The sequence below is a fragment of the Trichococcus alkaliphilus genome (assembly GCF_003008695.1).
In the GTDB taxonomy this organism is placed as follows: Bacteria; Bacillota; Bacilli; order Lactobacillales; family Aerococcaceae; genus Trichococcus; species Trichococcus alkaliphilus.
Genome location: NZ_PXZT01000001.1, coordinates 220,031 through 232,558, shown reverse-complemented (window position 1 = coordinate 232,558; position 12,528 = coordinate 220,031). Strand labels below are relative to the sequence as shown.

10 protein-coding genes are annotated in these 12,528 nt (G+C 48.3%); all 10 read left to right on the top strand.

The annotated features are described in order from the left end of the window. Nucleotides 1–4: 4 nt before the first annotated feature. The 10 genes from C7R73_RS01030 to pknB all read left to right on the top strand — a co-directional run bounded on the left by C7R73_RS01030 (nucleotide 5) and on the right by pknB (nucleotide 12,519). A complete protein-coding gene (locus C7R73_RS01030) occupies nucleotides 5–1,789 on the top strand; it encodes a V-type ATP synthase subunit A (protein WP_106448721.1) in 1,785 nt (594 codons plus the stop codon). Next, the gene (locus tag C7R73_RS01025; RefSeq protein ID WP_106448720.1) at nucleotides 1,782–3,158 is read left to right on the top strand and encodes a V-type ATP synthase subunit B; all 1,377 of its coding nucleotides are present in this window, start codon (nucleotides 1,782–1,784) and stop codon (nucleotides 3,156–3,158) included. Before C7R73_RS01030 ends, C7R73_RS01025 begins: the two co-directional genes overlap by 8 nt. A 6-nt stretch (nucleotides 3,159–3,164) precedes the next feature. Then, nucleotides 3,165–3,800 carry a V-type ATP synthase subunit D gene (locus tag C7R73_RS01020; RefSeq protein ID WP_106448719.1) on the top strand — a complete coding sequence of 212 codons (636 nt, stop codon included), beginning with the start codon at nucleotides 3,165–3,167 and terminating at the stop codon, nucleotides 3,798–3,800. Nucleotides 3,801–4,004: 204 nt separating this feature from the next. Then, a complete protein-coding gene (gene gmk, locus C7R73_RS01015) occupies nucleotides 4,005–4,616 on the top strand; it encodes a guanylate kinase (protein ID WP_068562164.1) in 612 nt (203 codons plus the stop codon). 6 nt (nucleotides 4,617–4,622) lie between these two features. Continuing rightward, the gene (rpoZ, locus tag C7R73_RS01010) at nucleotides 4,623–4,838 is read left to right on the top strand and encodes a DNA-directed RNA polymerase subunit omega (RefSeq protein WP_086628158.1); all 216 of its coding nucleotides are present in this window, start codon (nucleotides 4,623–4,625) and stop codon (nucleotides 4,836–4,838) included. Between the two features lie 140 nt (nucleotides 4,839–4,978). Next, complete coding sequence (priA, locus tag C7R73_RS01005) at nucleotides 4,979–7,384, top strand: primosomal protein N' (RefSeq protein WP_275658082.1); 2,406 nt, start codon at nucleotides 4,979–4,981, stop codon at nucleotides 7,382–7,384. A gap of 11 nt (nucleotides 7,385–7,395) precedes the next feature. Next, nucleotides 7,396–8,349 carry a methionyl-tRNA formyltransferase gene (gene fmt / locus C7R73_RS01000; RefSeq protein ID WP_106448718.1) on the top strand — a complete coding sequence of 318 codons (954 nt, stop codon included), beginning with the start codon at nucleotides 7,396–7,398 and terminating at the stop codon, nucleotides 8,347–8,349. Continuing rightward, entirely contained in the window at nucleotides 8,339–9,703 is a 1,365-nt protein-coding gene (gene rsmB, locus C7R73_RS00995) for a 16S rRNA (cytosine(967)-C(5))-methyltransferase RsmB (RefSeq protein ID WP_106448822.1), read from the top strand. Before fmt ends, rsmB begins: the two co-directional genes overlap by 11 nt. A gap of 27 nt (nucleotides 9,704–9,730) precedes the next feature. Further along, nucleotides 9,731–10,498: a Stp1/IreP family PP2C-type Ser/Thr phosphatase gene (locus tag C7R73_RS00990; RefSeq protein WP_106448717.1), complete on the top strand. Its 768-nt coding sequence runs from the start codon at nucleotides 9,731–9,733 to the stop codon at nucleotides 10,496–10,498. Continuing rightward, entirely contained in the window at nucleotides 10,477–12,519 is a 2,043-nt protein-coding gene (pknB, locus tag C7R73_RS00985; RefSeq protein WP_106448716.1) for a Stk1 family PASTA domain-containing Ser/Thr kinase, read from the top strand. The genes C7R73_RS00990 and pknB overlap by 22 nt, the downstream gene beginning before the upstream one ends. Nucleotides 12,520–12,528 lie beyond the last annotated feature (9 nt).

The following is a 12,528-nucleotide window of genomic DNA, read 5'->3' as shown; positions in this document are numbered from 1 at the left end:
TTTTTTGAAAAATGGAAATATAATAAAAGTTTCCGGACCTTTAGTTATGGCGGAAGGAATGGAAGAAGCGAACATCCAAGATATTTGCCGCGTCGGCGAATTAGGATTGATCGGCGAAATCATCGAGATGCGTAATGATGTCGCATCCATTCAAGTTTACGAGGAGACTTCCGGTATTGGTCCTGGAGAACCGGTAATCACAACAGGGGAGGCTTTGTCGGTCGAATTGGGACCAGGCATCCTGTCGCAGATGTTTGACGGGATCCAGCGTCCTTTGCATACGTTCCGTGAAATCACCCAAAGTAACTATTTGGTGCGTGGGACGGATATCCCACCATTGAAGAGAGAAAACGTATGGGAATTCAAAGCCACGAAGAAAGTCGGCGATCATGTCATAGCCGGTGATATTGTCGGTACCGTGCAGGAGACGAAAGTCATCGAGCACCGGATCATGGTTCCTTACGGCATCTCAGGTAAGCTGACTGCCATCCAGGATGGCAGCTACACTTTGGATGACACGGCATATGTCATCGAAACGGAAGATGGCCCGAAAGAATTGACTATGCTGCAAAGATGGCCAGTCCGTCGCGGACGTCCATTCAAGCAAAAAATGAACCCGCACACGCCGATGGTTACCGGCCAACGGGTCATCGATACGTTCTTCCCGATCACAAAAGGTGGAGCAGCCGCTGTTCCGGGACCTTTCGGAGCAGGGAAAACCGTCGTACAGCACCAAATCGCAAAATACAGTGATGTGGACATCGTAATTTATGTCGGTTGCGGCGAACGCGGTAATGAAATGACTGACGTATTGAATGAATTTCCGGAATTGATCGATCCGAACACGGGTGAATCATTGATGGAGCGTACGATCCTTATCGCCAACACCTCCAACATGCCGGTTGCGGCGCGTGAAGCGTCGATCTATACAGGCATCACGATCGCGGAATATTTCCGTGACATGGGTTACAGTGTAGCGATCATGGCTGACTCGACATCCCGTTGGGCAGAAGCTTTGCGCGAAATGTCGGGCCGTCTGGAAGAGATGCCTGGTGACGAAGGCTATCCAGCCTACCTAGGAAGCCGTGTAGCAGAGTATTATGAACGGGCAGGACGAGTGCTGGCTTTGGGTTCGGAAGATCGTGAAGGAAGCATTACGGCCATTGGAGCGGTATCGCCTCCTGGTGGTGACACCTCTGAACCGGTAACCCAAAATACATTGCGCGTCGTTAAAGTTTTCTGGGCGCTGGATGCCACGTTGGCACAAAAAAGACATTTCCCATCCATGAACTGGCTGACTTCCTATTCCCTTTACAATACCGAAGTCGGGGAATATCTGAACAATGCCTTACAGACAAAATGGTCAGAGATGGTTCAACATGCGATGAACCTTCTGCAGGAAGAATCGGAATTGGAAGAAATCGTCCGTTTGGTCGGTATCGAATCCTTGTCCGAAAAAGACCGCATGACAATGGCGGTCGCGGAATCGCTGCGTGAGGACTATCTGCAGCAGAACGCTTTCGACGATGTCGATACTTACACTTCCCGCAACAAGCAATTGGCGATGCTGGATATGATACTGGACTTCGAAACAGAAGCACGCGAAGCGATGCGTTTAGGCGCTTACTTCAACGAAATCATTGAAGGCACAGTTGAATTGCGCGACCGGATCGCAAGAAGTAAATACATCAGGGAAGAAGACCTTGCCGAAATGAAAAACATCAAGGCGGACATGAAGAAAAGATTGCATGAAATCGTTGCGGAAGGAGGGATGACGCACCATGCTTAAGGAATATAAAACAGTAACCGAAGTTGTAGGCCCGTTGATGATTGTAGAGGAGATCGAAGGAGTCAAATTCGACGAATTGGTTGAAATCCAAATGCAAAACGGCGAAATCCGCCATGGTCAAGTTTTGGAAGTCAGCAAAGATAAAGCGATGGTGCAGATCTTTGAAGGCCCAAGCGGGATCAACATCAAAGACACCAAAGTCCGCTTCCGAGGAAAACCTCTTTCCATAGCTGTTTCTGAGGATATGGTAGGCCGTGTGTTCGATGGGATGGGCAATCCGATTGATGGGGGCCCGGAAATCATCCCGGAAATGAACTTGGATGTGAATGGACAGGCAATCAACCCTGTAGCGCGTGACTACCCGGATGAGTTCATCCAAACGGGTATTTCCGCCATCGACCATCTGAACACACTCGTAAGAGGGCAGAAACTTCCTGTATTCTCCGGCTCAGGTTTGCCGCACAAAGAATTGGCTGCTCAAATCGCCCGTCAAGCGACGGTTTTGAACAGCGATGAAAAATTTGCGGTTGTATTTGCAGCCATGGGGATCACTTTTGAAGAAAAAGAATATTTTATGGAAGATTTCCGCAAGACAGGGGCGATCGATCGCTCAGTTATGTTCATCAACTTGGCGAACGACCCAGCTATCGAACGGATTGCAACACCGAAAATGGCTTTGACTGTCGCGGAATATTTGGCCTACGAAAAGGACATGCATGTCCTTGTCATCATGACTGACATGACCAACTATTGTGAAGCTTTGCGTGAAATTTCGGCAGCCCGCCGTGAAGTGCCTGGTCGCCGTGGTTATCCAGGGTATTTGTACACGAACCTTGCCGCATTGTATGAGCGTGCAGGTCGGATCATCGGCAAAAAAGGCTCAGTGACCCAAATCCCGATTCTTTCCATGCCGGAGGATGACATTACGCATCCGATCCCGGATTTGACCGGGTACATCACGGAAGGCCAGATCATCCTTTCGCGTGAGTTGAACAACTCCGGCTTCAAGCCGCCGATCAACGTGCTGCCTTCCCTTTCCCGTCTGAAGGACAAAGGCACCGGTGAAGGCAAGACAAGAAAAGACCATGCTCCGACCATGAACCAGTTGTTTGCGGCTTACGCAAAAGGAAAACAGGCAAAAGAATTGGCCGTCATCCTAGGGGAGTCCGCCTTGTCCAAAACAGACAAACTGTATGTGCAGTTCACGAAACGTTTCGAAGAAGAATACATCAATCAAGGATTCTATACGAACCGCACGATCGAAGAGACTTTGGCTTTGGGTTGGGAACTGTTGTCCATCCTGCCGGTTACTGAACTGAAGAGAATCAAGAGCGATATGATCGATGAGTTTATGCCGAAGGGAGAGTGATCGTTCATGGCTAGATTGAATGTGAAGCCAACCCGGATGGAACTGTCCAACCTGAAATCGCGTCTGGTGCTATCCATCCGCGGCCATAAACTGCTGAAGGATAAGCAAGATGAACTGATGCGTCAATTCATCTTGCTTATCCGCGAAAACAATATCCTGAGGGATGAAGTCGAAAAAGAACTGACTGCTTCCATGCGATCTTTCGTGGTAGCGAAGTCGCTTCTGAATGAGGCTTTCATCGAAGAATTGTTCGCTGTTCCCGCTACGGCAGTGGTATTGGACATCCAAGAAAAAAATATCATGAGTGTTGTCGTACCCCAAATGAATTTTTCGATAGCAGCTGAGGACGAAAAATCAACGGATTTGCAGTACGGCTACGTGAACTCAAACGGAGAATTGGATGATGCGATCAAAAAGATCGAAGATATCCTTCCGAAATTGCTTAAATTATCGGAAATCGAAAAAACGTGCCAACTTCTTGCCGATGAGATCGAAAAGACAAGAAGGCGCGTAAATGCATTGGAATACAAAATGATTCCCCAGTTGCAGGAGACGATCCGTTACATCCAGATGAAACTCGAGGAAAACGAGCGATCCAGCATCGTCAGAATGATGAAAGTCAAAGACATGGGCGCTTCATGATGCCGCAAGAACAAGACAGGGATATCCTTGTCTTGTTCTTTTTTGTCTTTCCGTTGCTGAAAACGGTAACTAACAAAATGTTGGCGGAAGACTCCAGTAAAGGTTTTAACCTTGACGAAATTGTGTTAAACTATGAAATAATAAACAGAAGGCCGCATTAGGCTGTACGCTGCTGTAAAAATATAATTGGATGGTGGGCATTAAATGACAGAAAAAGGATTGTTGATTGTCTTATCCGGACCTTCAGGAGTAGGCAAAGGGACTGTGAGACAAGCAATTTTTTCTCGTGGTGAACGGGAGTTCATATATTCAATTTCCGCTACGACCCGCAAAGCGCGCGAAGGGGAAGTGGATGGCAAAGATTATTTCTTCAAAGAAAGAGAAGAATTCGAGAGAATGATCGCCGATAATGAACTGTTGGAATATACCGAGTATGTTGGTAATTACTATGGTACGCCAATCGACTATGTAAGAAGAACGTTGGACACGGGAAAAGATATTTTTCTGGAGATCGAAGTTCAAGGTGCCATGCAAGTGAAGGAACGGATGCCTGAAGGGATATTCATCTTCTTGACGCCTCCTGATATGACGGAACTGGAATCACGGATCGTAAATCGCGGTACGGACGAGTCTCCGATCATCAAGCAAAGAATGGAAAAGGCTATTGAAGAGCTGAGTTTGATGCGTTATTATGATTATGCGGTAGAAAACGACACAGTAGAGAATGCGGTACAGAAAGTGCTTGGCATCATCCAAAGCGAACACTTGAAAGTTTCACGGATTCTGGATACCATCTGTGCGGATGAAAGGGAGTAAAATATTATGATGTTATATCCTTCGATCGATAAATTGTTGGAGCAAGTGGATTCAAAATATTCAATGGTCATTCTTTCAAGCAAAAGAGCGCACCAATTACACGATCGCTCCGAGCCTTTATTGGACACTTACCAGTCATTCAAGAATGTTGGACGTGCACTGGAAGAGGTAGTTGCCGGCGAATTGGAAATCGATCCGAAATCCATCATCCCTGAAAGATAACAGAATAGGAATGAAAAAAGACTACTGTTTTTGAACTTCAAAATCAGTAGTTTTATTTTTTTGATGCCAAAAACTGCTACAAGACTTTATCGGCATAATTTAGTATTATAATGGTTAGAATATGAAGGGGAGGGCTTTATTTGCAAATTGCAAAAGTGATTGTAGATATACCTGCAATGCAGACCAATCGTCCCTTTGATTATGCGATCCCTCCTGCTATGGAGCATAAATTAGGCAAGGGCATGCGCGTTGAGGTGCCTTTCAACAAGCGCATCATCCAAGGATTCATAACGGAAATTTCTGACCACACCGATTTTGAAGGGGAACTGAAAGAAATCATCCAACCCTTGGATATCGAGCCGGCATTGACCGAAGAACTGCTTCTGTTGGGCGAGGAAATGGCGGAAACCGTTTATGCCTATCGGATCCATTGTTACCAGACGATGTTGCCGCCTTTGATGAAGGCGAAGTACGAAAAAGAAATAGAGATTGTCGATGAATTGGATGAGGAGACCTTCTACGGACTTTTTCAAGGGAAAAGCAAAATGAGTTGGGAAAACGCCGTCGACCGCGGCATTTTGCCGCAACTGATCGAATTGAAGCGAGCCGGGAAAATTGAAGTCAATTACATCCTCAAAAACCAGGCGAAGGCAAAAACGGTGCAGGTCTATTATTCCGATCTGGAAATGGACAGTCTGGAAGACGCATACCGCAGCCTGAAAAAAACGGCCAAGCAACAGCAAGCCCTGTTGGCGGCAATCATGTCCATGAACGGAACCCCGTTGACGTCCAAGGAATACAAGGATCAATTCGACATCGGTTCAAGCACAATCCGGACCGGGGTGGAAAAGGGCTGGCTCAAAGTAGCTGACCGGGAAATACTCCGGGATCCCTTTAAGGATAGACAGTTCAAAAAAACCGAAGCGATGCCCCTGTCGGACGAACAGACGGCAGCATTCCGGACGATGGGTGCCAGCATCAAGGAAGAACGGCATGAGATTTTTCTGCTCCAAGGCGTTACGGGAAGCGGCAAGACCGAAGTCTACCTTCAATTGATCGCTGAAGTGATCAAACAAGGCAAGACCGCCTTGATGCTTGTCCCTGAAATCGCTTTGACTCCGCAGATGGTCAACCACTTCAAGAGCCGCTTCGGCAACCGCGTGGCAGTGATGCACAGTGCCTTGTCATCGGGAGAGAAATACGACGAGTGGCGCAAAATCCACCGCGGCGATGCCGATGTCGTAGTTGGCGCGCGTTCTTCCATTTTTGCCCCGGTTGAGAATCTCGGCATCATCATTATGGATGAAGAACACGAGAGTACGTACAAGCAAGACGAAAATCCGAAGTATCATGCCCGGAACATAGCAATCTGGCGCGGGCAGCATAACCATTGCCCGGTTGTTCTGGGCAGCGCCACGCCTTCGCTGGAGTCGCGGGCCAGAGCGCAAAAAAAGGTTTACACATTGGTCGAATTGAAGGGACGCTTCAATCAACGCGCGCTGCCCCAAGTCGAGATTGTCGATATGCGTGATGAGTTCAAAGCGAACAACCGCAGCAGCTTTTCCATGATGCTGCAGGAAAAGATCACGGATCGTCTGCAGAAGAAACAGCAGATTGTGCTGATGCTGAACAAAAGAGGCTATTCCTCTTTCATCATGTGCCGGGATTGCGGTTTCGTCCTCGAGTGCCCGAACTGCGACATCAGTCTGACTTTGCATATGGACAGCAAAACGATGAAGTGCCATTACTGCGGCCATGAAGAAGAAATCCCCAACACCTGTCCGAAATGCAAGGGCCACAATTTCCGCTATTACGGTACGGGAACCCAAAAAATCGAGGAAGAACTGCAGGCGCTCTTCCCTGATGCGCGCATTTTGCGCATGGATGTGGACACCACCCGCAAGAAAGGCGGCCATGAGGCTATCCTGTCGGCATTCGGAAGAGGAGAGGCCGACATCTTGCTGGGCACGCAGATGATCGCAAAAGGATTGGACTTTCCGAACATCACTTTGGTCGGCGTCATCAATGCGGATACTTCATTGGGACTGCCGGATTTCCGGTCTTCGGAAAGGACGTTCCAGCTGCTGACCCAAGTCAGCGGACGCGCGGGTCGCGCGGAGTTGTCCGGTGAGGTGGTCGTGCAATCCTATAATCCGGATCATTACGCCATCCTTTTTGCCCAACAACACAATTACGAAGGCTTTTACCGTACCGAGATGTCGCTCCGGCATAAAGCGGGTTATCCGCCGTATTTTTACACCGCGCTCATCACCGTAAGCAACCCGGACGAAAAGAAAGCGCAGAAGAAAATTTATGAAATCCATGAAATCCTTCAAAAAAAGCTTGAGCCTGACACAATCATGCTCGGGCCATCCAAAGGGTCCATCGCGAGAGTGAACAACCGCTATTATTTTCAGATATTAGTGAAATACAAACAGGAAACCAAACTACATCCGGCGTTGAAACAGATTTTGGATGAGTCACAAAAAGAAAATGCACGCGGTCTCTATATTTCGATCGATTCAGAGCCGGTCAATTTCTTCTAGGAGGTAAACAAATGAAAAAAATCATTTTTATGGGCACTCCGGAATTTTCAGTGCCCATTTTAGAGGCTTTATTGAAGCATGGTTATGATGTGATCGCAGTTGTCACACAACCGGACCGCCCAGTAGGCAGAAAGAAAATATTGACGCCTTCCCCGGTGAAGGAAGCTGCACTGAAGCATGGTCTTCCGGTCTATCAGCCGGAAAAAATTTCCGGTTCACCTGAAATGGATGAGCTGATTGCCTTGAAGCCGGATCTGATTGTGACAGCGGCCTATGGGCAATTTCTGCCGGTCAAGCTGCTGAACGCTCCGCGTTTCCGCTCCATCAATGTGCATGCTTCTTTGTTGCCGAAATATCGCGGCGGCGCTCCGGTACATTACGCCATCATCAATGGGGAAAAAGAAACAGGTGTCTCCATCATGTTCATGGAGAAAAAAATGGATGCCGGGGCTGTGTTGGCGCAGAAAGCCATACCCATCACCGAGGCAGATGATGTCGGGACGATGTTTCTGAAGTTGAGCGAACTGGGCAAAAATCTTTTGATCGATACATTGCCTGATTTTTTCCAAGGCAAACTCGTGCCGCAAGAACAGGATGAATCCGCAGCCACCTTTTCGCCGAACATCAAGCGCGAAGAGGAACGCATCGATTGGTCCAAAACGGCCGCACAAGTGGCCTGCCAAGTCCGGGGCATGCGTCCATGGCCAGTGGCGCATACGCTTTTGGATGGGCAAAGGATCAAAGTATGGGGTGGACAGGCTGTCGAACCCACTACGAACGATGAACCCGGAACAGTGTTTGCAACAGACAAGGAAGCTCTGTATGTGGCTTGCGGGGAAGGCACCGTCTTCAAAATGACGGAACTGCAACCTGCCGGGAAAAAACGCATGTCAGCGGCGGACTATTTGCGGGGAAGCTCTTGCGAAATCCATGAAGGTACAAGGTTTGAAGCGGATGGACAATAAACTTAAAAATAAAATCAAGCACACAGTCCGTTATCTGGCTGTCGATATATTGGAAAGCGTAGAGAATGAAGGCGCGTATTCCAATCTGCTGCTGAATAAAGTCATCCAATCCGAAAAGTTGTCGCCGAAAGATGCCGGCTTATTGACTGAGATTGTCTATGGCGTCATCCAGCGGAAAATGACTTTGGATTATGGCCTTTCGGCATACATCAAAGATCCCAAAAAACAACTTTCTTGGGTCACTAATTTATTGCGTGTCTCCGCCTATCAGATGGTCTATTTGACGAAGGTTCCGGATCATGCCGTCCTTTTCGATGCGGTTGAGATAGCTAAAGCTAAGGGCCATGCGGGCATCGCCAGTTATGTGAACGGCGTGCTGCGGAATGTGCAGCGGAATGGGCTGCGCGATTGGAAATCGATCAGCAATGCCAAGAAACGCATCAGCGTAGGGGCCAGCTTGCCGAAATGGCTCGTCACCTATTTCATTGAAAAAATCGGTATCGAGGAGACCGAAAAAATGGCTTTTTCCTTATTGGAAGATCCATTCGTATCGGTCAGATTGCAGTCGCAGGCAATGTCCCGGGAAGAAGCTCTTGAACTGTTGCAAACAGATGGTTATGATGTGGTTCCAAGTCCGGTTTCACCTTCGGGTATCCGGATCCGCGGCGGAAAAATCGTTGACTCCCCGTTATTCAAAGAGGGCGTCCTTACGATTCAGGACGAATCAAGTCAATTGGTCGCACCGGTCGGAGAGCTGGAAAAGGATTTTCTGGTTTTGGACAGCTGTGCTGCACCGGGTGGGAAGACGACGCACATGGCAAGTTATCTCTCGGCTTCGGAAAACGGCAAAGTCATCGCCTTAGATATGTATGAGCACAAGATAAGCTTGATCGACCAAAATGCCGAGCGTCTGCATGTAGCCGATCGCATCGAAACCCGGGTGATGGATGCAAAAGAAGCAGGCAAAGCATTTGCACCGGAATCCTTTGATGCCATCTTCGTCGATGCCCCTTGTTCGGGGTTGGGGTTGATGCGCAGAAAGCCGGAAATCAAATATGTGAAAAATGCGCAGGACTTTTTGGACTTGCATCAAGAACAACTTCGGATACTGGACTCTGTAAGTTCGTTGCTAAAAAAAGGTGGACGTTTGGTGTACAGTACATGTACACTAACTAAAGAAGAGAATCAAATGACTGTCCAGTCATTCATTGGAAATCATGCCGAATTTGCAATCGTCCCGATACAATCCGATTATTTGGATAAAAAATCTTTCACTCCTGAAGGATTTGTGCAGATATATCCGCATGATTACGGAACTGATGGATTCTTCATCAGCTGTATGGTAAAAAGGTAAATGATAAGAAAGAATTGAGGGGAAAGAATGCAGATAGCCTTCAAAAGTGATAGAGGCAAAAATAGAGCAATCAATCAAGATTATGTGGGTTATTTCGTGAATGAAGCCCAGCAGCCGCTCATGATCGTATGCGATGGCATGGGTGGCCATAAGGCTGGTGACGTCGCCAGCGAAATGGGGGTATCCCATCTGGGTGCAGCCTGGAAAGGATCCCGCTTCACGAACAGCGAAGAATTGTCCCGTTGGCTGATCGCCAACATCCAGCGCGTCAATGATCTGGTTTTTCAAAAATCATTGGATTACAGCGACCTGGATGGAATGGGTACGACTTTGGTGGCGGCAGCCGTTGTGGGCAAGGAAATCATTATTGCCAATATCGGCGACAGTCGGGCTTATGTCTATAGAAATTATAAACTCCGTCAAATCACGGAAGACCATTCCTTGGTGAATGAATTCATCAAATCAGGGGAAATAACCCCGGAAGAAGCGCAGCATCATCCAAGAAAGAATATTTTGACGCGCTCCTTGGGCGTTTCCCGGAAACTGGATATCGATATCATGGCCATGCCACTTGTGCAGGGGGATCTGTTGTTGCTTTGCTCCGATGGTTTGACCAATATGATGGATGATGAAGAAATCGCCCAAATTCTGAAGGATTGGCTTCCTCTTGAAGAAAAAGTCCTTTCATTGGTCGATAAAGCGAATGAGGCTGGCGGCCTGGACAATATCACAGCCCTTTTGGCTGATTTTACGGATAGAGAGGGGGAACCGCTGTGGAGGCAGGAAAGAAATTAGGCGGCCGCTATAAAATCGTCCGGCATATCGGAAGCGGCGGGATGGCGAACGTTTACCTGGGCCATGATCTGATTCTGGATCGTCCGGTCGCCATCAAAGTATTGCGCTTTGACTTCCGCAACAACAAGGATGCCCTGCGCCGTTTCCAACGTGAAGCCCTCTCAGCCACGCAATTGATCCATCCCAACATCGTAGGTGTATATGATGTGGATGAAGAAGATGAATTGCAATACATCGTGATGGAATTCATCGATGGCACGGATCTGAAAAAATACATCGACATTCAAGGCAGGGTTTCGCCGGAGAAGTCGATCCATATCATGCACCAAGTTTTGTCGGCTGTGGCATTGGCCCACAAAAACCGGATCATCCATAGGGACATCAAGCCACAGAATATTCTGATCGATAATCAGGATCGCATCAAAATTACCGATTTCGGCATTGCGGTTGCGCTTTCGGAAACATCGATCACCCAGACGAATACGCTGTTGGGCTCCGTTCATTATTTGTCTCCGGAGCAAGCCAGAGGCAGTATGGCCACTTCAAAATCCGACATCTACGCTTTAGGGGTTGTCCTGTATGAATTGCTCAGCGGGAAGGTTCCTTTCGATGGGGAGTCGGCTGTCAGCGTCGCCTTGAAGCATTTTCAGGAACCGATGCCTTTCATCCGGGAAAACCATCCGGAGATTCCTCAAAGTTTGGAAAATGTCATTCTGAAGGCCACGGCGAAAGAACCGTTGGACCGTTACGCTACCTGTGAAGAAATGATGGCGGATCTCGATACTTGCCTGAATGAGGAACGCTTGCACGAAGCACCTTTTATGCCGGTATCGCTGTTGCAGGAAACTAAAGTACTCACCCCTCTATCCGCTGAAGTAGTGGCCAAAGCGGACAGCGGGAACACGATCGTTTCGCCGCCACCGAGCGTTAAAGCTGAACCGATCCACGAATACGAGTCAGGGCGAGAGGCAGCTGGAGGAAAGAAAAAACGCAAGAACTGGACATTCGTTCTCTTCGGCGTGTTGCTGCTGGGTCTGATCGCCAGCTTTTTCTTCTTCTTTTACAATAACCAGGAAGCGGATGCGCTGACTGTTCCGGATGTGTCCAATATGGATCAAGCCAGCGCGCGGCTCGCACTGGAAGACGCAGGATTGGTTTTAGGTGATATAACGGAAGAATACAGCGATGAAGTCGAAGAAGATGCTGTCATTGAAACGTCACCAAAAATCGGGGCAACCGTTGAAGCCGGTGCTGAAATCGACCTGGTCATCAGTCTGGGTGAGGAATTGTTCACGCTTCTCGACTATGAAGGCCAAGAATATGAAAGTGTTCTGGAAGACTTGCGCAAAGAAGGCTTTACGATCGAAAGGACACACGAATTCAGCAGCGAAGTCGCTTCAGGCAATATCATCAGCCAAAGCTTAGAGCCTGGCGCGGAAGTTAGACCAAGCGAAACTACGCTGTCGTTTCTTGTGAGCGACGGAAATGAATCCTATACGATGCGCGATCTATCGGGATATACGCGAAAAAGCGTCGAGGATTATGCAGGGCAATACGGGCTCTCATTGACGGTCACTGAAGCGTACTCAGACACGATTGCAGCAGGTCTGGTCGTAAGCCAAAGTCTGGCAGGCGGATCCGCTTTTGTATCCGGTGATGCCTTGAGTGTGGTGATTTCGATAGGTCCTGAAGAGCCGCAAGTTGTTTCCTTCAGCCGCACCATTACGATTCCTTATCTCGCAGCAGCCGTATCGGAACCCGCTTCCGAGAGCAGCAACAGTCAAGGCAGTGAAAATGCGGCCAGCAATGCGGCCAGCAGCAGTTCTTCCAATGAGCCGAACCATATCGTCATCTACATAGAGGACGAGGATCATGCCCTCAGTGACGTATTCCGTGAGTTCGATATAGCGGCGGATGAGGTCGTGACGTTGAATTTCCGTATTCTGGAAGGCAGCTCTGCTTCCTACCGGATCGAAAGGGATGGCGAAGTCATCAACGAAGCTTCTGAACTAACACAATAGAAACAAATA

Excerpts from the sequence above, each read along its gene's own strand:
- C7R73_RS01025 (WP_106448720.1), top strand. The coding sequence starts at position 1,782 with ATGCTTAAGGAATATAAAACAGTAACCGAAGTTGTAGGCCCGTTGATG.
- C7R73_RS01020 (WP_106448719.1), top strand. The coding sequence starts at position 3,165 with ATGGCTAGATTGAATGTGAAGCCAACCCGGATGGAACTGTCCAACCTG.
- gmk (WP_068562164.1), top strand. The coding sequence starts at position 4,005 with ATGACAGAAAAAGGATTGTTGATTGTCTTATCCGGACCTTCAGGAGTA.
- rpoZ (WP_086628158.1), top strand. The coding sequence starts at position 4,623 with ATGATGTTATATCCTTCGATCGATAAATTGTTGGAGCAAGTGGATTCA.
- fmt (WP_106448718.1), top strand. The coding sequence starts at position 7,396 with ATGAAAAAAATCATTTTTATGGGCACTCCGGAATTTTCAGTGCCCATT.
- rsmB (WP_106448822.1), top strand. The coding sequence starts at position 8,339 with ATGGACAATAAACTTAAAAATAAAATCAAGCACACAGTCCGTTATCTG.
- C7R73_RS00990 (WP_106448717.1), top strand. The coding sequence starts at position 9,731 with ATGCAGATAGCCTTCAAAAGTGATAGAGGCAAAAATAGAGCAATCAAT.